Source organism: Howardella ureilytica (assembly GCF_054657495.1).
Map to the genome: position 1 here is coordinate 38,547 of NZ_BAAHYP010000006.1, position 24,211 is coordinate 62,757.

The 24,211-nt window shown below is 36.8% G+C and carries 19 protein-coding genes and 1 pseudogene; 2 read left to right on the forward strand and 18 right to left on the reverse strand.

All coding sequences use genetic code 11. The features are described from left to right. Position 1: 1 nt before the first annotated feature. On the reverse strand, positions 2 to 334 hold the full coding sequence (gene rpoZ / locus ACYQ1N_RS04075) for a DNA-directed RNA polymerase subunit omega (RefSeq protein WP_459833070.1): 333 nt from the start codon (positions 332 to 334) through the stop codon (positions 2 to 4). 16 nt (positions 335 to 350) lie between these two features. Continuing rightward, positions 351 to 983 carry a guanylate kinase gene (gmk, locus tag ACYQ1N_RS04080; protein ID WP_459833073.1) on the reverse strand — a complete coding sequence of 211 codons (633 nt, stop codon included), beginning with the start codon at positions 981 to 983 and terminating at the stop codon, positions 351 to 353. Between the two features lie 107 nt (positions 984 to 1,090). Here gmk and ACYQ1N_RS04085 point away from each other — a divergent pair, with 107 nt between their 5' ends. Further along, positions 1,091 to 2,842 carry an Rqc2 family fibronectin-binding protein gene (locus tag ACYQ1N_RS04085; protein WP_459833075.1) on the forward strand — a complete coding sequence of 584 codons (1,752 nt, stop codon included), beginning with the start codon at positions 1,091 to 1,093 and terminating at the stop codon, positions 2,840 to 2,842. 142 nt (positions 2,843 to 2,984) lie between these two features. Here ACYQ1N_RS04085 and ACYQ1N_RS04090 read toward each other — a convergent pair whose 3' ends face one another. The 7 genes from ACYQ1N_RS04090 to ACYQ1N_RS04120 form a co-directional block, all read right to left on the reverse strand. Further along, a complete protein-coding gene (locus ACYQ1N_RS04090; RefSeq protein ID WP_459833078.1) occupies positions 2,985 to 3,272 on the reverse strand; it encodes a putative quinol monooxygenase in 288 nt (95 codons plus the stop codon). 131 nt (positions 3,273 to 3,403) lie between these two features. Next, on the reverse strand, positions 3,404 to 5,470 hold the full coding sequence (locus ACYQ1N_RS04095) for an ABC transporter permease (RefSeq protein WP_459833232.1): 2,067 nt from the start codon (positions 5,468 to 5,470) through the stop codon (positions 3,404 to 3,406). Further along, entirely contained in the window at positions 5,460 to 6,227 is a 768-nt protein-coding gene (locus ACYQ1N_RS04100) for an ABC transporter ATP-binding protein (RefSeq protein WP_459833080.1), read from the reverse strand. The genes ACYQ1N_RS04095 and ACYQ1N_RS04100 overlap by 11 nt, the downstream gene beginning before the upstream one ends. Positions 6,228 to 6,308: 81 nt before the next feature. After that, positions 6,309 to 7,325 carry a sensor histidine kinase gene (locus ACYQ1N_RS04105; RefSeq protein ID WP_459833082.1) on the reverse strand — a complete coding sequence of 339 codons (1,017 nt, stop codon included), beginning with the start codon at positions 7,323 to 7,325 and terminating at the stop codon, positions 6,309 to 6,311. Further along, positions 7,322 to 7,984, reverse strand: a complete 663-nt coding sequence (locus tag ACYQ1N_RS04110) for a response regulator transcription factor (protein WP_459833084.1) — start codon at positions 7,982 to 7,984, stop codon at positions 7,322 to 7,324. The genes ACYQ1N_RS04105 and ACYQ1N_RS04110 overlap by 4 nt, the downstream gene beginning before the upstream one ends. Positions 7,985 to 8,102: 118 nt before the next feature. Further along, complete coding sequence (gene tyrS, locus ACYQ1N_RS04115) at positions 8,103 to 9,320, reverse strand: tyrosine--tRNA ligase (RefSeq protein ID WP_459833086.1); 1,218 nt, start codon at positions 9,318 to 9,320, stop codon at positions 8,103 to 8,105. 70 nt (positions 9,321 to 9,390) lie between these two features. After that, positions 9,391 to 10,353 carry a DUF1751 domain-containing protein gene (locus tag ACYQ1N_RS04120; RefSeq protein ID WP_459833088.1) on the reverse strand — a complete coding sequence of 321 codons (963 nt, stop codon included), beginning with the start codon at positions 10,351 to 10,353 and terminating at the stop codon, positions 9,391 to 9,393. Between the two features lie 259 nt (positions 10,354 to 10,612). On the opposite strand from ACYQ1N_RS04120, the pseudogene ACYQ1N_RS04125 reads away from it, so the two are divergent. After that, positions 10,613 to 14,890: pseudogene (locus tag ACYQ1N_RS04125) on the forward strand (acyl-CoA dehydratase activase-related protein). A gap of 167 nt (positions 14,891 to 15,057) precedes the next feature. Here ACYQ1N_RS04125 and ACYQ1N_RS04130 read toward each other — a convergent pair. From ACYQ1N_RS04130 to ACYQ1N_RS04170, 9 genes are all read right to left on the reverse strand, one after another. Then, the gene (locus ACYQ1N_RS04130) at positions 15,058 to 15,597 is read right to left on the reverse strand and encodes an LOG family protein (RefSeq protein WP_459833090.1); all 540 of its coding nucleotides are present in this window, start codon (positions 15,595 to 15,597) and stop codon (positions 15,058 to 15,060) included. 53 nt (positions 15,598 to 15,650) lie between these two features. Beyond that, entirely contained in the window at positions 15,651 to 16,328 is a 678-nt protein-coding gene (gene ung, locus ACYQ1N_RS04135) for a uracil-DNA glycosylase (RefSeq protein ID WP_459833093.1), read from the reverse strand. Between the two features lie 17 nt (positions 16,329 to 16,345). After that, positions 16,346 to 17,104 (reverse strand): imidazole glycerol phosphate synthase subunit HisF, encoded by a 759-nt coding sequence (gene hisF / locus ACYQ1N_RS04140; RefSeq protein ID WP_459833095.1) that lies wholly within the window; start codon positions 17,102 to 17,104, stop codon positions 16,346 to 16,348. Positions 17,105 to 17,111: 7 nt separating this feature from the next. Next, positions 17,112 to 17,765, reverse strand: coding sequence for an imidazole glycerol phosphate synthase subunit HisH (gene hisH, locus ACYQ1N_RS04145; protein ID WP_459833098.1), 654 nt, complete (start codon positions 17,763 to 17,765; stop codon positions 17,112 to 17,114). Beyond that, positions 17,755 to 19,098 carry a tRNA (N(6)-L-threonylcarbamoyladenosine(37)-C(2))-methylthiotransferase MtaB gene (gene mtaB / locus ACYQ1N_RS04150; protein WP_459833100.1) on the reverse strand — a complete coding sequence of 448 codons (1,344 nt, stop codon included), beginning with the start codon at positions 19,096 to 19,098 and terminating at the stop codon, positions 17,755 to 17,757. Before mtaB ends, hisH begins: the two co-directional genes overlap by 11 nt. Then, positions 19,095 to 19,766: an acyltransferase gene (locus ACYQ1N_RS04155; protein ID WP_459833102.1), complete on the reverse strand. Its 672-nt coding sequence runs from the start codon at positions 19,764 to 19,766 to the stop codon at positions 19,095 to 19,097. Before ACYQ1N_RS04155 ends, mtaB begins: the two co-directional genes overlap by 4 nt. A gap of 12 nt (positions 19,767 to 19,778) precedes the next feature. Continuing rightward, on the reverse strand, positions 19,779 to 21,965 hold the full coding sequence (locus ACYQ1N_RS04160) for a DNA topoisomerase (RefSeq protein ID WP_459833104.1): 2,187 nt from the start codon (positions 21,963 to 21,965) through the stop codon (positions 19,779 to 19,781). 241 nt (positions 21,966 to 22,206) lie between these two features. After that, the gene (gene asd, locus ACYQ1N_RS04165) at positions 22,207 to 23,298 is read right to left on the reverse strand and encodes an aspartate-semialdehyde dehydrogenase (protein ID WP_459833107.1); all 1,092 of its coding nucleotides are present in this window, start codon (positions 23,296 to 23,298) and stop codon (positions 22,207 to 22,209) included. 47 nt (positions 23,299 to 23,345) lie between these two features. Next, positions 23,346 to 24,179: a pyruvate, water dikinase regulatory protein gene (locus ACYQ1N_RS04170; protein WP_459833109.1), complete on the reverse strand. Its 834-nt coding sequence runs from the start codon at positions 24,177 to 24,179 to the stop codon at positions 23,346 to 23,348. Between the last annotated feature and the right edge of the window lie 32 nt (positions 24,180 to 24,211).

The window sequence follows — 24,211 nt, forward strand, 5'->3', positions numbered from 1 at the left end:
ATTAATCCTCATGTTTATCCGTGAGATCAATCTTAACCTCACCGTTATATAATTCGTCTATTGCAACACTTAAAGGCTTTCTGTTATCGCTTCCCGGGATTTTTGCTCTTCCGTTCTCAAGATTAAATCTTTCTTCAGGCTTAAGTTCAGGTGTCGCGGTAGGATCGTTTTTTAATTGCTTTGCAATTTTCTCTTCAATAGATCTTGATTCTATAATCTCTCTTGCACGGTCCGCAGCTGCCATTACTATTGAATAACGGCTTTCAATCATATTATCCTTATCTGCTTCTGAGTTTATTTTATCCATTAATTCACTGTATGATGGATGTAACATATGAATACCCCTTTCATTATTCGCTACAAATATTACCTAACTCTTTTTCAATATTATGAATCACTTCTTCTTGTCTATATGCTTTAAGTCCTTCTGTTTCCACTATATTATGTATGGTAGAAACACAGTCGTCAATTGTATCATTTACAACCACATAATCATATTCTCGTATGACCTTTGCTTCTTCGCGTGCTCTGTTGATTCTGTCTGCAATAACATCTTCTTTTTCCGTACCGCGTTCTTTAAGTCGCTTTTCAAGTTCTCTGATACTCGGCGGCAGAAGAAAAATAAGCAACGCATCAGGATATAATTTTTTTACATTTAACGCACCGTCAATTTCTATTTCGAGAATAATGTTGTGACCGGCTTCCATTTGATCTTCAACGTATTCCTTGGGAGTACCGTAATAATTATCCACATATTGTGTATATTCTATCAACTCCTGCTTTATAATCATTTCTTCAAAATCTTCTTTTGTCTTAAAAAAATACTCTCTGCCGTGAACTTCTCCCTCTCTGGGATTTCTTGTCGTGGCAGATATGGACAGACAGTAGTCATTAGGATAAAGTTCAAGTAATCTCTTAATTACGGTCCCTTTTCCTGTTCCGGAAAAACCTGAAATTATGATAAGCAAGCCTTTTTTTATCATTCCAATACCCCTATATAACTTTAAGATATATTAGTTGTTGCAATTACATATTTTTTTATTATATCATTACTGTATTATATAGTCAAAAGTATAAAAATGAGGTTATTATGGCATTTGATGGAATATTTTTATCCGGTATAAAAAATGAACTTGAGAAATATCTTTTGGGAGGAAGAATTTTTAAAGTAACCGAACCGGAACGGGATGAAATAATATTGACGGTTAAAAATAACGGCTCCGCATATAAATTGTCCGTTTCCGTTAACCCGTCTTTAAGCATTTGCATGCTCACCGATATTAACAAACAAAGTCCCATAAACGCTCCCACATTCGTCATGCTCTTAAGGAAGCATATCCAAAACGGAAAAATACTCTCAATTACACAACCGAATGTTGACAGAGTAATTGATATGGAAATTGAGCACATGAATGAATTGGGTGACATGGTAAAATTACATCTGTGTTCTGAATTTATGGGTAAATATTCTAATATAATACTATGCGATAATGATTATAACATTATTGACAGCATAAAACGTATACCGTCTACCGTGAGTTCCGTAAGAGAAGTTCTTCCGGGGAAAAAATATTTTATCCCGGACGGAAACAAATTGTCTCTCAACACTTTAAATAAAGAACAACTATTTGAAAGCATACGAGAGAAGAAATGTATCTTACAAAAGGCGATTTATATGTCGATAACCGGTCTTTCCCCCGTTATCGCAAACGAAATATGTATTGATTCCTGGCTTCCTGCGGACCTGCCCGCAACATCCGTATCTTTATCGGAAATCGAAAAGTTATATAATTCTCTCATCAAATTGAGAGACCGATGTGTTAATAATGATTTTACTTTTGCCATATACAGGGATTCTCATTCAAATAAACCGGAATTCAGTGCCGTTCCGCTCACAAACGGATATTATGATTCCGTCGAATATGACAGCCCGAGTAAACTCCTTGCGGATTTTTATAACAGTAAAGCTCTGAGAAACAGAATTGCTCAAAAGTCAATTGAATACAGAAAGCTGACTTCCAATCTTCTTGAGAGAGAAACAAAAAAACTTGCTCTTCAGGAAAAACAGCTTGAAAACACATTAGACAGAGACAAATACAGAATATACGGCGAACTGTTGCAGGCATACGGCTACAATGTTGAAAGCGACGCTGAATCAATTACGGTTCCTAACTTTTATGACAATAACAACAATATAACAATACCCTTAAAAAAGGAACTTACGCCTCTGGAAAACGCCAATTATTATTTTAAAAAGTACAACAAGCTAAAAAGAACATATGAGTCCGTTTCTTTACTTATAGAAGAAACGGAACGTGAAATAAATGCTTTAAGATCTGTTTTCAACGCCCTTGAAATATCCGAAAACGAAGACGATTTAATTGAAATAAGGGAAGAACTCCACTCTTTGGGATACATAAAAAAGCAGGGAAAGGACAAGCTTAATAAAACGCCGAAACCTATGCACTACATATCATCCGACGGGTTTGACATTTATGTTGGGAAAAATAATTACCAAAACGAATATGTCACATTTAAGCTTGCCGATCCGAATGACTGGTGGTTTCACGCAAAAGATATGCCCGGCTCACATGTAATCGTCAAAGCAAACGACAGAGAACTTACTGATAAGACATTTGAAGAAGCAGCTGCTCTTGCGGCATATTACTCTGCTGCGGGAAATGCCAAAACAAATGAACAGACAAAAATAGAAGTTGATTATGTAAGGCGCAAAGAATTAAAGAAGCCTCCGAAAGCCAATCCCGGATTGGTCATTTACCACACGAATTACTCTCTCATCGCCAATACCGATATTTCAGCTCTTAAAAAAGCTGATGAATAATTAAATAAAACCGGTATGCAGCAGGCAGACAATAATATATTGCTTTTACATGATAATCCGAAAAGCAATATATAGGATGCTGACTGTCACATACCGGTTTCTCCATCACCGTTTACCTGTTCATTTAAAGTAAGTGTAAAAATTACAATACTTCTTTGTAAAGCTTTATTACAGGTTCCTCTGCAAGAAGAGCTCCGATTTCGGGAATTATTCTTGTGAAATGTTCCGAATTATTATGAGATTCAATGGCGTCCTTATCCTTCCACTCCTCTACAAATGTGAACTGATTATTATCCTTTATATTCTCATGAAGATGATATGAGATATTACCCTCTTCCTTTCTTGTACACTCAACTATTTCCTTTGCAAGCTCCATAAACTTTTCTGCCGCATCTTCTTTAACTTTAAAATCCGCAATAATCTTAATCATGATAACCTCCGTATGTTCAATAATTTCCTGAATATAATGACTACAATCTAACATAACGGAGCAAACCGCGCAATTGCCATATATTTAAAAATGACATGTAAAACAGTTATTTTTACATGTCATTTTTATTTTTATTTTTCTTTTATCATATTCCTGCAACTGAAATATGTTATTACAAAATAACCGCCGTAAATTGCCAGAATAAATGCTATCGCTCCGAATAGTGATGCAAAATTCAAAACCGAATTCAGCGTTGCCATTTGCAAAATATTATCTACGAACATAAGTCCCACTATCGCATGAATGACTCCCAGTATCAGAGGCAGTATGAAAAATGAAATCATTTGCGAAAACAGACCTTTATTTAATTCTCTTTTGCTTACTCCGAGTTTTCTTAAGATTGCATATCTTTCCCTGTTATCACTCGTCTCCGATAACTCCTTAATGGAAAGTATTGCACTTCCGGTTATTAAGAAAATGATTCCGATATATACACCGACAAATAATACTATGGCATTAAGGCCGACAGCCGATGAACGTATCCTGATTTTGCTGCTTATACCAAAAACAGAGTTACCGTTGATTAATTTACCCATATTGGATTCATACAAATCATATATCATTTTTTCAACGGCATCTTTCCCTGCTTTATCATTTGCATTATAATTTGCCGTTAAATATTCTCTTGAGCTGTCTGCATATTTAACAACATTGTCGGGAACTATTATAATTCCGAAGTTATCCTTTGACGCTGACATTTGAACAAATCCGTCGACACAATTTGCATATTTAGGTTTTAATACATTATTACCTAATATAATTGTCTTCCCGGATTCCAGAGACTTATTCCTTATCTTGGTTGCCATATCATGATTGGCTGCAATAATATATTCATTGTCACCTAATGTATATGTCTCGTTTCCGAACGCTTCGGCAACCTTATTATAATCGCTTATTGACATTACCTCTTCCTGTGAATAATAATCCCTGTGATTCGGATCACTGTTTGTTGTATTAAATGTGACATCATTGAATTTGTATATATTATATTCAACCACATCTTTTAAATATTTATCCGTATCAAATCCATAAGATTTAAGAGTATCTTCTATTGATGTGTTTTCCTTTGCATTGTCCGACTCAGTTACATTATTATTTTCTGTGGAATCGAATATGTAATTGCCGTCATCCGTAAATGATCCCTTCATAATCTGCACATCTACGGGAGTAAGTTTATTCATGTCTTTATTAATTGAATTAATAACCGTAAGTCCGGATGTAAGTATTGTCATCGTCAGGAATAACATTATACATATAATGGTCATTACAAATATATTTGTATTTATTTTGCTGCTGACCTGTCTGACTACAAACGAATTAATCCCCCTATAATAAAAACCTTTAAAAGATTGGCATAATCTGAGTAGTAATCCGGAAGCAGACCAGAATATAAAAAATGTCGAAACGCAAAGAATTGTTAACGGTATCCAAATTTCCGTAAATACTAATGATTGAAAATTGACCGTAACCATCATATAAGCATAAATCAAAGCTGCAACGGATATTCCGAATACTATAATACATAGTATGGGATTTTTCAGTTTAACTTTCTCCGATTTCTTATTTGAATTAATAAGATCAATTATCTTTTTCACATTAACGCTTATAACGTTAAATAATATAACTACGGCATATATTATTACAAAATATATTATTGTTTTTATAAATGAGCTCTCAGAAAAAACAAATGCAAATTTAGTCATATCAGCCTCAAACATATTGGCTATTATAAGGCTGATGCCCTGACTTGCGGCTATTCCCACTCCGAGTCCCACTCCTAATGATATGATGCCTATAAAAAGAGTTTCGATTGATAATATGGCTGAAACACTTCGTTTACTCATTCCGAGAATTAAATACGTACCGAATTCCCTGTTTCTTCTCTTCATTAAGTAACGGCTTGCATATATTATTAAGAATCCCAGCACTATTGAAATGAATATGCTCAGGTTCCCCATTACGGTAACCATTAATTTGACAGCCTCTTTCGAGCTGTCGTTCATTTCAAGAATGGCCGCCTGAGAATCCATGGCATTAAATACATAAAAACAGGCGATTCCTATAACAAGAGTAAAGAAATAGATTGCATAATCTTTAATGCTTCTTCTGATGTTTTTAAATGCGATTTTAAAGAGCATCACTTAAATCACCTCCAAGTAATGAAATCACATCGATAATCTCATCAAAAAATTCTTTTCTGCTTTTATTTCCTCTTATTATTTCATTGAATATTTTTCCGTCCTTGATAAATATTACTCTTGACGCATAACTGGCGCTGAATGTATCGTGAGTTACCATTAGTATAGTCGCCGAAATATCATTGTTTAAATATTGCAGTCTTTCAAGAAGCATTTTACTTGATTTTGAATCAAGCGCTCCTGTCGGCTCATCCGCAAGTATGAGTTTAGGATTTGTTATAATCGCCCTTGTGGCAGAAACCCTTTGCCTCTGTCCTCCGCTCATTTGATACGGATATTTGTTAAGAATTTCTTCTATCCCGAGTTTAACCGACATTTCACGTATTCTTCTGTCAATCTCTTTGTAATTTACCTTTTGTATTGAAAGAGCAAGTGCGATATTTTCATATGCCGTAAGTGTATCCAAAAGGTTAAAGTCCTGAAAAATAAATCCCAGTTTATCCCTTCTGAATGCAGCCAGCTGTTTATCGTTTAACTCCGTAATATCATTGCCTTCAACATAGATATGACCGGCGGAAACCCTGTCGATAGTCGCAATACAGTTGAGAAGAGTTGTTTTCCCTGAACCGCTCGCTCCCATTATTGCAACAAATTCACCCTCATTTACATCGAATGATATATTGTCTATCGCTTTAGTAAGATTGGTTCTGTTTCCATAATATTTTTCTATATTTCTTATCCTTAAAATATTATTCATATTCATCCCTCCGTGTACCTTTCTTACTCAGCATTATATATACAATAATATTTCATGTCGTTTTTCTAACATTAATAAACATTACATTTTTGTAATGTTATAATATTCATTATCTGCAAATGTAATCGTCAGGCAGGTATATTCTCCCTTCTTTGATTGTATATCCACGGTATGTCCCAGTCTGTCGCAAAGTTTTTTTACTATATACAGCCCCATACCGGTTGACTTGCCTATATGTCTGCCGTTTTTTCCCGTAAATGATTTTTCGAAGACTCGGCTTAAATCACAGTTATCTATGCCGATTCCGTTATCTTCTATATTTAAGCGTGTTATATTTCCGCTTTTTTCCGAATAAATTTTTATTGACGCACCGTCTTCTCTTTTATATTTTATACTGTTGTTTAATACCTGATTAATAATAAACTCAAGCCATTTACCGTCAGTAAGCACCATATTCTCCTTTATGTCTGCTTCAAGTTCAATATTATTCTCAAGAATCAAATCTTTATTCTTTAAAGCCACATTTCCGATAACCTTATTCAAATCCGTATACTTAATTATAAAATCCTTTTCCGCATATTCCGAACGCACATAATATAATATCTGTTCTAAAAAATTGTCTATTCTGTTTAACTGCACCGTATATTTTTTATCTTCATTATTTGAATTATGGTTAATAAGCATAAGCGAGGCCAACGGGATTTTTACTTCATGTATCCACATTTCAACGTACTCCTTAAAGTTATCAATACTCTCTTTATATTTCCGTATATTCTCCGCCATTGACTTATCCGTGATGTATAAAATATCGGTAAAGAGTTCGCTCTCATAGAACGACTCGGGAGTAACAACTTCAGTTATAAGGTATTTTTTATCTAATTCTTCCAATTTATGAATTATATTATTGTAGAATCTTCTTTTCCTTACAAAATCAATAAAAAGCAATACTGTTCCCGCAGCGGATAACAAAACAATTACTGCGGTTATTAATTCATTATTCACCTTGAAAGCGTTGAGTAACATTACAATAAGCACCGATAATGTAACGTATACGATAATATGTATTATTTTATCCCACAAATATTTACCGAATTTCATACCAAAATATATCCCTGTCCTTTTCTTGTTTCTATTACGTCTTCATATCCAAGTTCCGACAATTTGCTTCTTATTCTTGAAACATTTACCGTAAGTGCATTTTCATTGATATATTCCGCATTGTTCCACAATATTGTCATTAAGCTGTCTCTCGAAACTATATGTCCCCGGTTGTTAAATAAATGCTGCAAAATCAGCATTTCGTTTTTTGTCAGACTTATTTCTGATTTTTCCGTTTTTATTGTTCCCTTGCATATATCCAATGACAAATTACCGTATGTCAATATGTCGGAATTCTTGTTTACTCTCTTTAATACAGCCGATATCCTGAGCTTTAATATTGTGGGATTATAAGGTTTAGTAACATAATCATCGGCCCCGTAACTCATACATAAAACTTCATTTATTTCATCACTGTTGCTGGTAACTATAATAACCGGTATATCCGATACCTTTCTTAAGTTTTGCAATAACTGATCTCCGTTTAAACACGGAATATTAATATCCAGAAGTATAAGATCCGGATTGTACTCCGATATTTTATCCAATGAGTTTTCAAAATCACATAATATTTCTACCGTATATCCGCTTAATTCCAATAAAGTTGCAAGTTCTTTGCTTACTACTTTATCGTCTTCAACTATCATTATTTTACTCATAATCCACCTGCTGATTAAAATTTATATAATATTAAAATGTATTTAAATTATTATCTTATATTACAAAAATAAAATAAAGTAAAAAAAGAGGGGATATCCCCCCTCTTTTTCGTTAATATTACTTTATTACTGCTTTGACAAATGTCTTTTTTCCTTTTTGAATAACAACACCGTCTTTCAGCTCATCTTTCGTATATATTCTCTCTATAGTGTTAAGTTTTTCTCTGTTTTCGTACAAACCTCCCTGAGTTATGGTTCTTCTGATTTCAGACTTGGATTTACCGAGCCCCAGCTTAACCCCCAATGTGAGTATATCTATTTGTCCGTCTTCCAAATCCTCTTCACTGAGTATAACTTCCGGAATATTTTCATTTCCGCCCGCAAATACGGACTTTGCGTCTTCCAAAGCTTTCTTTGCTTTTTCTTCACCGTGAACGAGAGCCGTTACTTCATATGCCAAAATTTCCTTTGCCTTATTAAGTTCTGCGCCTTCCCATGATTCCATTTTCTTTATTTCATCAAGCGGAACAAATGTGAGCATTTTCAAACATTTAATAACATCAGCGTCGTCAACGTTTCTCCAATATTGGAAAAATTCAAACGGAGTAGTCTTATTCTCATCAAGCCATAAAGCACCTGACACGGTTTTACCCATCTTAATTCCCTGTGAATTTGTAAGAAGCGGAATTGTCATGGCACTTGCGTCTTTACCCAGTTTCTTTCTTATAAGTTCCGTACCGGCAAGCATGTTGCTCCACTGGTCGTCACCTCCGAATTCAAGATTACATCCGTACTTTGTATATAAGGTATAGAAGTCAAAGGCCTGCATAACCATGTAGTTGAATTCCAAAAAGCTTAAACCGTTCACAAGTCTTTGCTTATAGCATTCCGCTCTGAGCATGATATTTACATTAAAATAAGGACCCACTTCTCTGAGCATATCTATATAGTTAACATTACCGAGCCAGTCTGCATTATTAACAAGAATGGCTTTATCATCACTAAAGTCGATGAATCTCTCCAATTGTTTCTTTATTCCGGCAACATGTATATCTACCTGCTCTTTTGTAAGCATCTTTCTCATGTCCGTTTTACCGCTCGGATCACCGATTAAAGCCGTAGCTCCGCCGATTAATGCTACAGGCTTATTACCCCCTGCCTGAAGCCTCTTCATAAGCGAGAGTGTCATAAAGTGTCCTGCGTGCAAACTGTCGGCAGTAGGATCGAATCCTATGTAAAAACAAGCTTTACCGGAATTAATAAGCTCGCTTATCAATTCTTCATCCGTTGTTTGAGCAATAAGACCTCTCTCTTTTAATTCCTCATATAATGTCATGTCTTTCCCCTATCTGCGATTTATTTTGTTTTCAAATATACTATAAATTACTGTTTTTTTCTATTACTTATTATTCTGTCATATGAGTATGATTCTTTATATGTTCACTGCAATATTCATAATTGCCCTTACATATCGAACAATATCGGAATGTTTCATTTTCATCGTCAATATCCGTTTTTCCGCAAACTGCACATACATGTATAGGTTTGTTGTTTCCGAATCCTCTTGTGGCATTTGTCGCTCTGTTATGATTATTTCTTTCTGCGGAAGAGCCTGAAGTTTGACTGCTCCAATACCCTCCTCCGCTTGAATACGCTCCGCTGTTCATTCTTTGGTAGAATTCTTTCTGTCTCTTCTTTGCCTTTGCTCTGCTGTTATTCATCAGACTGAATATTAAGAGATTTATCAATGCGACCGCAGCGGCGGTTGCATCTGCCGGATTGCGTCCTATACCGAAATATCCGACAAAATAAGGTATGTCTACAACATATGACAAAAATCCGCAAACTACGGTAGCAGATATATATACGGCATCAATTATCGCAAGCCATTTTGCCTTTACCGGTATAAAGAACATAAATAAGAACATCATGTTCGGCACTTCCATGGCAAATGCAATAAACATTGAAAAATTAATATAATACATTGACAGTATAAATACCTGATTGAATATTACATATATCAATATGGATGAGACTTCCGTCATTGCCATTCCCATAAAAAAGAAAACATTAAACTTAAATGCACCCCATGTCCGTTCCAGATTTCTTCCTATAAAATAATAAATATATAATACAAAAATAAAAAATATAGGAGATGAAAGGGACGGAGGTTCAATTAGAAACGTAAATATTCTCCATATCTGTCCTCGTAAGATTTCGGCTGGATTCAAATTCAGCGCCATTACCGCGGATATGTTGCCTGAAATATACAATAAATAACCTATTGCATATGCGATAATTACATATAACATCAGATTCTTTATTGCATATTTACCGATTTTCTTCTCTAATTTATCAAGAAAACTCATAAAAATTTATCACGATTCCTTTCCTTATAGTTAATCATTAAATTTTCTGTATAATATCAATTTAATACCTTAATTGCAAGCAAAGCACTCTCAGCCTTTTCCAGGGAAAGTTCATATTGTTATTTTTATACACATATAAAAACCTTTGATTATTGAATTTAGGAAATTTTGAATATATATTATGCATAATACTTAACAGTGTTAACTATTTATGCAGGGGGTATGGGATATATAGTCAGAATTATATCCGCTACAATATATGAATACATATTTTTTAGGAGTCGATATCGGTTCCACAACCGTAAAAGTTGTCATTTTAAATGACAAAAATGAAGAGATATTTTGTGAATACAGACGACATTTTGCAAACATTCAGGAAACCGTTGCGGATTTGCTTGAAGATTCTAAGAAGAAGTTGGGTAATTATAATGTAAAAACATGTATTACAGGCTCAGGCGGTCTTGCATTGGCGGATAAATTAGGCGTTGATTTTGCTCAGGAGGTTGCCGTTGTTGCGGACGCCGTTTCTCTTAAAGCTCCGCAGACGGATGTGGCAATTGAACTCGGCGGAGAAGATGCAAAAATTATATATTTTAAGGGCGGATTAGACCAGAGAATGAACGGTATATGCGCAGGAGGTACCGGTTCATTTATCGATCAAATGGCCTCACTGCTTAAAACCGATGCGCAAGGTCTTAATGAATATGCAAAAAAATATAAATCAATTTATCCTATTGCGGCCAGATGCGGCGTATTTGCCAAAACTGATATTCAGCCTCTTATTAATGAAGGTGCAACTAAAGAAGATCTGTCCGCTTCTATTTTTCAAGCTGTTGTAAATCAAACCATTTCCGGACTTGCCTGCGGCAAACCAATACGAGGTCATGTTGCATTTTTAGGCGGTCCCCTTCATTTTCTGTCCGAGTTACGAAATACTTTTATCAGAACATTAAAACTTACGGATGAGGAAGTGATTATTCCTGACAATTCTCATCTTTTTGCAGCTCTCGGTTCTGCCGTACATGCCATGAATGAAGCAGACAATATGTACGAAGTCGATAAACTTATCAATATGCTCAGAAAAGGCGTTAACCTGTCTGTAGAAGTTCAACGACTCGAACCCTTATTTAATAATGAAAATGAATACAATGAATTCCTTGACAGGCACTCCAAAGATTCTATTCGTAAAATGGAGCTTGGAACATACTCCGGAAAAGCCTTCCTTGGAATCGACGCCGGCTCTACCACCACCAAAATCTCTCTTATTGCCGACGACGGTTCTCTGTTATATTCTTTCTACGGCAGTAATAACGGCGCTTTAATTGATACGGTAATTAAAGGACTTACGGAATTATATGAAAAGCTCCCGGAAGATGTTGAGATTGCTTACGGCTGTTCAACAGGATACGGAGAAGAACTTATTAAATCAGCATTAAACCTGCCGGACGGTGAGGTTGAAACAATCGCACATTATACTGCCGCAGCTTTTTTTGACCCGAAAGTTGACTGCATAATCGATATCGGCGGTCAGGATATGAAATGTATAAAAATTAAAGACAATACCGTAGATTCGGTTATGCTTAATGAAGCATGCTCATCCGGATGCGGTTCATTTATTGAGACATTTGCCAATTCATTGGAGTATTCCGTATCGGATTTTGCAAAAGAGGCGTTGCTTGCCGATAATCCGGTAGATCTCGGATCAAGATGTACCGTATTTATGAATTCCAATGTTAAACAGGCACAAAAGGAAGGAGCAAGCGTAGGTGACATATCAGCCGGACTTGCATACTCCGTAATTAAAAATGCCATATATAAAGTTATTAAATTGTCCGATCCTTCAAAACTCGGCAATAATATAGTCGTCCAGGGCGGAACTTTTTATAATAACGCCGTACTCAGAAGCTTTGAAAAAATAGTTGAAAAAGATGTTATAAGACCTGATATTGCCGGAATTATGGGAGCTTTCGGAGCCGCTCTTATCGCCAAAGAGAGATATAAGGGTAAGAATGCCGAAATACTAACCGCCGATGAATTAAAAAACCTTACTTATACCGCTTCTTCGGCCCGATGCGGATTATGTGAAAATAATTGCCATCTTACCGTTAATAAATTTTCAGACGGACATAAATTTATTACGGGAAACAGATGCGAAAGACCCGTTAAAAACATTAATAAAGACAGAAAAAAAGATTTGCCTAATCTGTTCGAATATAAATTAAAAAGACTTTTTGATTACTATACTCCTTTAAATGAAAATGAAGCACCGAGAGGCACAATCGGACTTCCGAGAGCTCTCAACATGTATGAAAATTATCCGTTCTGGTTCACTTTCTTTACGGAACTGGGATACAGAGTAGTACTTTCACCTCCGTCATCAAAAAGTATATATCTTTCCGGCATGGAATCAATTCCGTCAGAATCCGTATGTTACCCTGCAAAACTGGTTCACGGTCATATTGAGTGGCTTATTAAAAACGGAGTAAAAAATATTTTTTATCCATGTATTCCGTATGAACACAAGGAACAAAAAGATTCAAACAATCATTTCAACTGCCCTATTGTCACTTCATATGCGGAAAACATAATGAACAATATGGAAAGTATTAAAACCGAAAATGTTAACTTTATGTCTCCGTATCTTTCATTTGAGAATACATCCATATTAAAGAAGAGATTAAATGAAATATTCCCGGACATTCCTAAATCTCTTGTAAACAATGCCATTGATAAAGCATGGAATGAGCAAATGAAATCAAGAGAAGATATCGAAAAAAAGGGAGAGGAAGTTCTGGAGCTTCTCGAAAAGACCGGCGAACACGGAATCGTTGTTTCCGGCAGACCGTACCATACGGATCCCGAGATTAATCACGGCATTCCTGAACTTATTAATTCTCTGGGAGTTGCCGTACTTACGGAAGATTCCATAGCTCATCTCGGAAAAGTCGAAAGACCGCTTATAGTGCTTGATCAATGGATGTATCATTCGAGACTGTATGCGGCGGCAAGCGTTGTAAAGGAAAGAGACGATCTTGATTTAATACAGCTTACATCATTCGGATGCGGTCTTGATGCCGTAACAAGCGACGGAGTCAATGACATTCTTAAAAATTCCGATAAACTCTATACACTCATCAAGATTGATGAAATTAATAACCTCGGAGCAGCCAGAATACGTATACGTTCTCTCCTTGCGGCAATCAGAAGTCGAAAAGAGAAAAACGAAAAAAGAAAACACAGGCCTTCACATATGAGAAGAGTTGAATTCACCGACGAAATGAGAGAAAAATATACCATTCTCTGTCCGTCCATGTCTCCGATACACTTCGATCTGGTTGAACCTGCCATGCGGTCATCCGGATACAATTTTGTTGTTTTGGACAACGACGGCAAATCCGCCGTGGATACCTGAGTAAAATACGTAAATAATGACGCCTGTTATCCTTCAATGATGGTTGTCGGACAAATTATGAACGCTTTGGAATCCGGAAAATATGACTTAAACCGTACCGCTCTTCTTATTACTCAAACCGGAGGCGGATGCAGAGCTTCCAACTATGTGGGCTTTATCAGAAGAGCCATTGCCGAGGCCGGTTTTGAACATATACCTTTGATTTCCGTGAGTGCCCAGGTTTTTGAACATAACAGCGGAATGATTTATGACATTAACATGGGAATAAAAGTTTTTGCGGCAATTATTTACGGCGATCTCTTTATGAACATGGTCTATCGTATGAGACCATATGAACAGGTGCCCGGAAGCGTTAATGCCATGCATGAAAAATGGGTTAAAATATGCAGCGAACAGTTAAGTCAAAAGAAGCTTAAACTCAAAGACCTTAAGAAAACCATAAAAGAAATGGTTAATGACTTCGATAATATCCCAATTACCGATGAAGTAAAACCGAGAGTAGGCGTTGTGGGAGAAATTCTCGTTAAATACCTGCCTTCGGCCAATATGGAAATGGTGGATTTGCTCGAATCGGAAGGTGCGGAGGCCGTAGTTCCCGGACTTATCGGATTCCTGTACTATATTTGCAAAAACGCAATATTTAAAAAGGATAACCTCGGAGCATCCAAGTTGTTTGCATTCTTTAATACTCTCGCCAAAAAGTTTATTGATTTCTTTAATAAAACCGCGGTTAAAGCACTGGCAGAAAGCAAACACTTTGAACCGCCGATGCCTATAGATGAAGTTGCCGCCCTTGCCACACCTTTTGTTTCTCTCGGCAATCAGACAGGTGAAGGCTGGCTGCTTACAGGTGAAATGGTTGAACTGATAAAAAGCGGCGTTCCTAATATTGTATGCTGTCAGCCTTTCGGCTGCCTCCCTAATCATATAGTCGGAAAAGGCGTAATAAAGGGCTTAAAGGAGGCTTATCCGAATGCCAACATTACCGCCATCGATTTTGATCCGGGTGCATCCCGTGTAAATCAGATTAACAGAATAAAACTTATGCTCACATCCGCAAAAAGAGCATTGAAAAATAATCAAGATGTATGTACTAATTCCAACGAATCAAAAAAAGTGATTTAAAATTAATTTATGAATTGAATAGTAAATATATTTAAAAAGACTGTATCTGTAATTAAGTGATATACGAAAGGATTCCCTAAAACTTTGTATATCAAAATACAGATACAGTCTTTTTTGCACTCGGCCGACATCACATGCATTTACATGATACATATTCAGCATTATCGTCATTCAATAGCTTCAATATATGATGTTAATTCTTCAAAAGTATCGATGAATTTAACGTTTAAAACCTCTTCTCTTTTTACAAATCCCTCTTCAATCATCTTTTGTGCAAGAATCTTTAAAGGATCATAGAACCCGTTAAGGTTAAAAATGATACACTTTTCTTTTACGACATTAATCCTTGCAAGAGAAATGACCTCCGAAATTTCTTCGATAGTCCCCGGACCTCCCGGAAATGCGATAAATACTTCACCGAGCTCTATCATCTTTTTCTTTCTCTCTCTTATGGAGGGAACAATAAAAGTTTCCGTTAAATCCTCTCTGCATCCCTCTCTTTTATATAAAACTTCGGCAAAAACTCCGTATACTTTACCGTTATGTTTTAATACATTGTCGGATATGGCTCCCATAAGGCCGTTACCGGATGCACCGTATACCAATGAGTGTCCATTTTCACCTATCCATTCACCGAACTTTTCCGCCGCTTCACGATATATTGGATTGTGTCCGAAATTAGATCCGCAATAAACCGTAATATTCATTATTCCCCCCTTCATATTCCCTTCCGGGAAATCCATGTGTGAAATTGTAACCGTTATATATTTTCAATCTGCCAATCAATGGGTTCCTCTCCGTGACTGATAAGATATTCATTTGCCTTTGAAAAATGCTTGCATCCAAAAAATCCCCTGTATGAAGACATGGGACTCGGATGAGAAGCCGTCAGTACCAAATGATTCTTATTTGTAAGCATCGACATTTTCTTTTTTGCAGGCGATCCCCAAAGCATAAAGCATATAGGTCTGTCCGATTCATCCAATATTTTAATAATCGAATCGGTAAATCTCTCCCACCCTATTCCTTTATGGGAGAACGGCTCGTGCGCTCTGACCGTTAGAACCGTATTGAGCAGCAGAACACCTTGTTTTGCCCATTTAGTCAAATCACCGTTATTTGGTATGTAACAACCTACATCTTCCTGTAATTCATGATAAATATTTACAAGAGACGGCGGAACGGCAACTCCTTTATTGACTGAAAAAGACAGCCCGTGAGCCTGTCCCTCATTGTGATAAGGATCCTGTCCCAGAATAACAACCTTTACTTTATCAAGCGGGGTTGTCCTTAAAGCGTTTAAAATATCTTTTTTAGGCGGATATATCGGTATGTCTTTTTCATATTCCGATATAACAAAATTATAAAGTTCCCTGAAATAAGGTTTTTCAAACTCTTCTTTCAGAGCTGCTCCCCATGTTTTTAATTCATCTGACATATTTAGCCTTCTCTAACTTATAATCTCACCGATATTCCGTTATCTCTTAAATATTCTTTTAACTCTTTGATACTTATTTCATTATAATGAAATAAGGACGCTGCAAGGGCCGCATCCGCTCCGGCTTTCGTAAATGCATTAAGAAAGTCTTCCATGCATCCCGCTCCGCCTGATGCAATAACCGGAACGGAAACACTGTCTGATATCGCCTTTGTAAGCGCAATATCGTAACCTTTTTTTTGTCCGTCTTCATCCATGCTTGTAAGAAGAATCTCACCGGCGCCAAGACGTTCCGCATCTTTCGCCCATTGTACGGCGTCAATACCCGTATCAATTCTTCCTCCGGAACGATAAATATTCCAGCCTCCGTCTTCTCTTTTCTTTGCATCAATTGCCACAACCACACACTGTGAGCCGAATTTTTTTGCAGCTTCGCTTATGAGTGATGGATTGAGTATGGCAGCGGAATTAATCGATATTTTATCGGCACCTTCTCTTAAAAGTACCTTAAAGTCATCTGTTGTTCTGATACCGCCTCCGACCGTAAACGGTATAAATACTTCCTTTGCAACTTTTCTGACAAGATCCACCGTTGTGTTTCTGTCGTCGGATGTTGCCGTTATATCTAAAAACACAAGCTCGTCCGCCCCGTCCGCATCGTATTTTTTTGCGACTTCTATGGGGTCTCCCGCATCTCTAAGATTAACAAATGACGTCCCTTTTACAACTCTTCCGTCCTTGCAGTCCAGGCAAGGTATTATCCTTTTTGTAAACATACTTTTCTCACTTTATCTCTAAAAAATTCTTTAAAATATGAAGCCCCGTATTACTGCTTTTTTCAGGATGAAATTGGCATCCAAACACATTATCCCTTTCAACCACAACGTCCATTGTCGTAGTATAATCGCATGTGGCGGATATATCGTTTTTATCACATGCATCGGCATAATAAGAATGAACGAAGTATACATACGATTCAGAATCAATTCCTTTTAAAATACGACTGTTATTTTTGGTAATATTCAGGTTATTCCAACCCATGTGCGGTATTTTAAAAGAATCCTTTGTCGGAATCTTCTTTATGCTTCCCTTTATAACGGAGAGTCCCTCCGCTTCCTTATCTTCATCACTGTTCTCAAAAAGTATCTGCATTCCGAGACATATGCCCAGAAACGGATTACCGCTTTTTGCATAATCCTTTATTGTCTCTACAAGATCATACTTTTTAAGGTTGTCCATGGCATCGCCGAACGCACCTACGCCGGGTAATATAACCCTGTCCGCAGACTTTATTATTTTTTTGTCATTTGAAAGTACAACATCACTTCCGAGATATTCAACTGCCTTTTCAACACTTTTAATGTTGCCGGCATCATAGTCAATTATTACAACCACGGTATTCTCCTTATATAATATTTTCAGGGCTTTATATGTCATTTACTACATCGGCAAGCATATACTCTTTGTTAAATCTGCCGCTTACAACTGCTTTTACGGTATCGCCTATATTAATGCCGTCATCACGACGAATTAAACATTTTACATACCTTGTGGTATATCCCGTGTAATATGACAAACCGTCCGCTTCAATAATTTCTTCTATAAGAATGCTGTCTGCTTTTCCGATACAGCCGTCATTATATTTTTCTTTTAATTTATTAGTAATATCTGTCAATTTACCCGTTCTCTTAGATTTTATATCTGACGGAATCTGTGACGGCATATCGGCAGCAACGGTTCCGTCTCTCTTTGAATACGGAAATACATGAACTGCCGAAAATCCTATTTTTCTGACATAATCATATGTCTCCTGCGCCATCTCTTCCGTCTCTCCCGGAAATCCCATTATTATGTCCGTAGTTATGGCGGGATTATCATAATACTCTCTAAGAAGATTACATTTTTCAAAATATTCTTCCGCCGTATATCCGCGTTTCATATTTTTCAAAACAGGGTTTGAACCGCTTTGAAGCGAAAGATGAAAATGCGGACAAACTTTCTTACTGTTCCTGATTTTTTCAAGAAAATCCACGGTAACAATATCCGGATCAAGAGAACTTATTCTTATTCTTTCAACTAAAGGCAATTCATTTACACTGTTAATTACATCCGCCAAATCGTGTTCATAATTTATATCCGCACCGTATGCCGACATATTTATTCCCGTAAAAACAAATTCTTTTATGCCTTTTTGAGACAGATTGTCAATCTCGGTAACAATATCTTCTAATTTTCTGCTTCTGACATGACCGCGAAGAAAAGGTATAATGCAAAATGTACAGTACTTATCGCAACCGTCCTGAATTTTTATAAATGCTCTTGTATGAGAGGTATTGTCCGCTATTGTCAGTTCTTCAAACTCAACCTTCCTTTTTAAATCCGTAACAAATGATTTTTTACCGTCTATTATACCCGTACTTCTCATTTCAATAAGTTCATGGATACTTGTCACGAGATTTTTCTTATCCGATGAACCTATAACTATGTCAACGGGTTCATTTTCCAATACTTTTTCGGCATTTGCCTGTACAAAACATCCTGCGGCGACAATAATTGCATCCTCGTTAAATGATTTTGCCCTGTGAATCATTTGTCGGGACTTTCTGTCTGCAATATTTGTTACGGAACATGTATTAATTATATATACATCCGCAGGGGAATCTTTCGAAAAATCCACTATTTCAAAGCCTGCACTTCTTAATGCCTCTTTCATACTCTCGGTTTCGTATGAATTGGTTTTACATCCCAAGTTATGTAATGCTGCTCTCATCTTAAATCTTTCTCTACAATTTCATTTTGATTTTTATATATTTGATTGCTTTTCACAAAGCCTCTCACACTTGACAGAGGGTACACCTGTGTATCCTTACCGATTATAGTTCCGGGATTAAGTACGCTTCCGCATCCTATTTCAACTCCGTCGCCTATAATCGCTCCTATTTTTTTCATACCTGTTTCTATTTTTCCGTCCGGATACTTAATTGTAATCAACTTTTTGTCGGAACGGACATTTGACGTAATTGAACCCGCTCCCATGTGAGCTCCGTACCCCAAAATCGAATCCCCCACATAGTTATAATGAGGAACCTGAACCTTATTAAACAGTATTACATTTTTCAACTCGGTTGAATTGCCGACCACACAGTCATTTCCTATAAGCGCCTTACCTCTTATAAATGCGCAGTGGCGTACCTCCGTATTTTCGCCGATTATACACGGACCTGTTATAAATGCCGAATCATATATTTTGGCGCTTTTGGCAGCCCAAATATAATCTCCTATCTGATCGTACTTATCACCGGGAAGCTTTTCCCCGATCTCAATAATATATTCGCCTATTCTCGGCAATATTTCCCACGGATACTTACATTCCTTAAGGAAATGTCCGAAAAGGCTTTGCTCTAAAGAGAATAATTCTTCTGAAATATTTTTTAACATATTTGCCCCCGTCTACTTTATTTTTTTATAATACTTCTTTAATTCGTTTATTTTATTCATCAGTATGGATTTATTGTTACATTGTATAACAGCCTTGGTTCTTATATCAATAAACCCGGACAGTTTTTGCATATATTCTTCTGAAGAAATCTCACCGTTGGAAACATAATTTAAACCCTTTTCCCAACTTGCGGTAAATGCCGGATTGAGAAGCTGAGGAATTGAAATACTTGTTGCGTCATAAATCACTTCTCCCATTAATGTAGGCGTAAGAACCTGAGTCTTTTTGTTTGTGGAAATGTATTTATTGGTATTTAGTTTCTTTAGTATTTCCGCTCTCGTGGAACTTGTACCTATCCCGCTGTTTTTTATCTGTGCTCTCAATTCTTCGTTTTCTATTAATTTACCCGCGTTTTCCATTGCCAAAATAATAGACCCCGAATTGTATCTTTTCGGCGGAACCGTTTCACTCTCTTTTATTTCGATACAATCAATAAAAATTGTATCTCCCTTTTTTAATTTAAGTACTTCAGGTGAGATTTCACTCTCAGATGATTTATCTTTTGAAAATGACGGTCTTGCAACTTCTAAATATCCCTTTTCTTTTAAGGCTTTAAAATTCGCGGTAAACTTTTCCTTATAATCTTTTTCATCCGATTTGCTTTCGCCTGATTCCTGTATTTTTCCGTTTACGGACATCTCCGACTCTATGGATATCTTTTCATATACCGCCGGAGGATAAAATATACTTAAAAACCTTCTGCATATAATTTCGTAAATTTTTTTACCGGTTGTCGAAAGAGTATTAATCCCCGACAGCCCCTGTCCTGTCGGAATAATTGCATAATGGTCGGTAATCTTTTTATCATCCACATACTTTGTTTTTGAAATACCGTAATAAAGTCCGTTATTTAATATATTTTCAACAAATGGTTTATAAGGTGTTATATTTCCCAATCCGGAAATGTTTTTGTGAATTTCTTTTGCGATGGCAGTGGACAAAACTCTTGCGTCCGTTCTCGGGTATGTGGTCAGTTTTTTTTCATATAATTCCTGTACGGTTTTAAGTGTTTCATCCGGAGATATCTTAAACAATTTTGAACATTCATTTTGCAATTCCGCCAAATTATACAGAAGCGGAGCCGAAACTTTTTCTTTTTTTCTTGAAAGATCGGATATTAATGCTGAAAGTCTGTTTTCGGTAAGCTCGGTATTCTCTTTAATATCGTCATCCGAATGCACCGCTTCAGATAAATTGTCGGTGTCTGAATCCGGAAGTTCGTTTTCAGGTATGTCGTTTTCTTCTGATGTATTTCTGTTATTTTTTGGGATAAATACAATGCTGTCTCGTTTGATTTCAATATTCTGTTTTTTATATAAATCCCGTGCAAAAGAAATCGCTTCTTCCTTATCATAAAAACCGTTATCTTTATATATCAGACTTGAATCAAGGTATCTGCTTGTATCTGATACTTTCCACTCCGCGCTGAAACTTTCCGATTTTGTTATTACTTTATAATACGGAGTTGTAATAAAATTTCTTATTTCACGTTCTCTGTTTACAATCATTCCCAAGACACATGTCATAACTCTTCCTATGGCCATTACGCATCTGTCCATGGAGAGTTTTTTTGAAACATCATTTCCGTATGTAAGAGTTAAAAGTCTTGAAAAATTAATTCCCATCAAATAATCTTCTATCTGCCTCAAATATGCGGCTGCCGAAAGATTATCATACTCGCTTAAGGGTTTTGCTTCATCTATTCCCCTTTTTATTTCTTCCTCGGTTTGAGAATCTATCCAAACCCGTCTTTCTTCTTTTCCGGACACTTTGGCTTCCTGTTTTACAAGCCTGTAAATAAGCTCTCCCTCCCGTCCGGAGTCGGTACATACATATATCTTATCTACATCTTTTCTGTTCAGAATGTTTGAGACTACGGAAAATTGTTTTTTGGTAGCCGGTATAAGTTCGTATTTAAATTCTTTCGGTATAAACGGAAGTGTATTTAAAGCCCACTTCTTTAATACGGGATTGTATTCCTCGGGATAGCTCATTGTAACCAGATGACCGACGCACCATGTAACCACATATTTATCCGATTCCAAATACCCGTCTCCCGTTTTAAAATCGGAATGTAAAGCCTTTGCAAATTCTCTGGCCACACTGGGTTTTTCGGCTATAAAAACTGATTTACTCATACTTCGCATTCCTTCACTGTAAACAATTATTAACAGGTAACTCATTCCCAAAAAATGACTGTCAGTGTCTTATTATATATCATAAACCATATAATTCATAACTTTACTTCATCTTATGCATAATATGATAAAAACCACAAATACCAAGCGGGATGGTATTAAACCTTAAATGGGTTCCAATATCATCCCGTGTCGGATCTGTGGTCTTATATTAATTCGTATTGTAAAATGTCACGATATATCAGTTTTTAGGCGTAATATATCCTTTGGCAGCCAATAACTCCGCAATAAGAACGGCGCCGCCTGCCGCACCTCTTAATGTATTATGAGCAAGTCCTATAAACTTGTAATCAAATACCGTATCTTCTCTTAATCTTCCGAGAGAAACGCCCATACCGTGCTCATAATTTACGTCCAAAAGAACCTGCGGTCTGTCTTCTTCCTCTCTGTACTGTATAAAGTTCTTAGGAGCGCTTGGAAGCTCTAATTCCTGGGCAATGCCCTTGAAATTAACCCACTTTTCGATAATCTGTTCCTTTGTAGGTTTCTTCTCAAAATTGACATATACCGATGCGGTATGTCCGTTGAGAACCGGAACTCTGACACACTGCGCCGTAATTACTGGCTCTGTAGCAGGGATAACCTTTCCGTCCACTACTTCACCCCAAAGACGAAGAGGTTCTTTCTCTGATTTTTCTTCTTCTCCGCCGATGTAAGGAATAATATTTCCTACCATTTCAGGCCAGGTTTCAAATGTCTTGCCTGCTCCGGAAATTGCCTGATATGTTGATACAACAACAAGTTTCGGACCGAACTCTTTAAGAGCATGAAGAGCAGGTGTATATGCCTGAATTGAGCAATTAGGTTTTACACATATAAAACCTCTCTTAGTACCCAGACGTTTTTTTTGTGATTCTATTACTTCAAGATGTTCAGGATTGATTTCAGGCACTACCATAGGAACATCAGGTGTCCATCTGTTGGCAGAGTTGTTGGAAACTACGGGAGTTTCTGTTTTTGCATATCTTTCTTCAAGGGCTTTGATCTCTTCCTTTGGCATATCAACGGCACAAAGAACAAAATCTACCTTTGAAGCTATTTCGTTCATATCGGCGTCCATATCCATAATCGTCATCTTCTTAACGTATTCAGGAGTAGGAACATCTAACTTCCAACGATTACCAACCACTTCTTCATATAATTTTCCGGCTGACCTGCTGCTTGCGGCAACAACCGTAACTTCGAACCATGGATGATTTTCAAGAAGAGTAATAAATCTCTGTCCAACCATTCCCGTAGCTCCAAGTACTCCTACTTTTAATTTCTGATCCATAATCTGATTCCTTTCAATATACTTGAAGTGTAAATGTACATCAAATATTAGCACAAACCGCTTTTCTCGTCTATTATTTTATTTTTATCCGCAATTTGTACAATATACGATGCGGTTTCCTCAATCGACTTATTTGATACATCTATGATATTACAGTGTAAATGCCTCATAACGCCCCTTGCATATTCCATTTCACTGTTTATTCTTGCCAAATCAAAATAATCGGACTCGCCCTTTATCCCCATGTTTTCCATTCTGGTCTTTCTTATTCCGTTTAATTTATATGTATCTATAATGAGTCCGATAATCTTTCTCGGCGGCACCGTAAGAATTTCTCTCGGCAGCGGAACCTCCGGAACAAGAGGTAAATTGGCCGTTTTGATCCCGTAGTTGTAAGCAAGAAACAGTGAAAGAGGCGTTTTGCTTGTACGTGAAACGCCTACGATAACAATATCCGCCTTTGGAAATCCCGACGGATCCTTTCCGTCATCATATTTAACGGCGAATTCCATTGCATCGATTCTTTTAAAATAATCCGTTGAAAGTCTTCTTGCCTGACCGACATTCATATCCGCATCTTCGTGAGTAAGCTTCTCCGCCCCCCATATTACCGGCCCCAATACGTCTATTACATCTATATCATACTCTGCCTTCTTTTCCAGTACGTATTGTCTTAATTCAGGGTTAATAAGTGTATGCACTATCATTCCTCTGTTATCGGAGGCTTTTTCAAATATTTCATCGACCTGTTCTCTTGACAGCACATAAGGCTTTCTAATAACTTTTATTGTTGTCTGGTCAAACTGATTTGCTCCCGCTTTGGCAACCTGCCATGCCGTATCGCCCACTGAATCTGATACGGCGTAAATTATTTTCCTCATAGACGCTCCTAAAAATATAACAACAAAAACCG

Coding starts and splice junctions, on each gene's coding strand:
- rpoZ (WP_459833070.1), bottom strand. CDS start 334: ATGTTACATCCATCATACAGTGAATTAATGGATAAAATAAACTCAGAA.
- gmk (WP_459833073.1), bottom strand. CDS start 983: ATGATAAAAAAAGGCTTGCTTATCATAATTTCAGGTTTTTCCGGAACA.
- ACYQ1N_RS04085 (WP_459833075.1), top strand. CDS start 1,091: ATGGCATTTGATGGAATATTTTTATCCGGTATAAAAAATGAACTTGAG.
- ACYQ1N_RS04090 (WP_459833078.1), bottom strand. CDS start 3,272: ATGATTAAGATTATTGCGGATTTTAAAGTTAAAGAAGATGCGGCAGAA.
- ACYQ1N_RS04095 (WP_459833232.1), bottom strand. CDS start 5,470: ATGCTCTTTAAAATCGCATTTAAAAACATCAGAAGAAGCATTAAAGAT.
- ACYQ1N_RS04100 (WP_459833080.1), bottom strand. CDS start 6,227: ATGAATAATATTTTAAGGATAAGAAATATAGAAAAATATTATGGAAAC.
- ACYQ1N_RS04105 (WP_459833082.1), bottom strand. CDS start 7,325: ATGAAATTCGGTAAATATTTGTGGGATAAAATAATACATATTATCGTA.
- ACYQ1N_RS04110 (WP_459833084.1), bottom strand. CDS start 7,984: ATGAGTAAAATAATGATAGTTGAAGACGATAAAGTAGTAAGCAAAGAA.
- tyrS (WP_459833086.1), bottom strand. CDS start 9,320: ATGACATTATATGAGGAATTAAAAGAGAGAGGTCTTATTGCTCAAACA.
- ACYQ1N_RS04120 (WP_459833088.1), bottom strand. CDS start 10,353: ATGAGTTTTCTTGATAAATTAGAGAAGAAAATCGGTAAATATGCAATA.
- ACYQ1N_RS04130 (WP_459833090.1), bottom strand. CDS start 15,597: ATGAATATTACGGTTTATTGCGGATCTAATTTCGGACACAATCCAATA.
- ung (WP_459833093.1), bottom strand. CDS start 16,328: ATGTCAGATGAATTAAAAACATGGGGAGCAGCTCTGAAAGAAGAGTTT.
- hisF (WP_459833095.1), bottom strand. CDS start 17,104: ATGTTTACAAAAAGGATAATACCTTGCCTGGACTGCAAGGACGGAAGA.
- hisH (WP_459833098.1), bottom strand. CDS start 17,765: ATGACATATAAAGCCCTGAAAATATTATATAAGGAGAATACCGTGGTT.
- mtaB (WP_459833100.1), bottom strand. CDS start 19,098: ATGAGAGCAGCATTACATAACTTGGGATGTAAAACCAATTCATACGAA.
- ACYQ1N_RS04155 (WP_459833102.1), bottom strand. CDS start 19,766: ATGTTAAAAAATATTTCAGAAGAATTATTCTCTTTAGAGCAAAGCCTT.
- ACYQ1N_RS04160 (WP_459833104.1), bottom strand. CDS start 21,965: ATGAGTAAATCAGTTTTTATAGCCGAAAAACCCAGTGTGGCCAGAGAA.
- asd (WP_459833107.1), bottom strand. CDS start 23,298: ATGGATCAGAAATTAAAAGTAGGAGTACTTGGAGCTACGGGAATGGTT.
- ACYQ1N_RS04170 (WP_459833109.1), bottom strand. CDS start 24,179: ATGAGGAAAATAATTTACGCCGTATCAGATTCAGTGGGCGATACGGCA.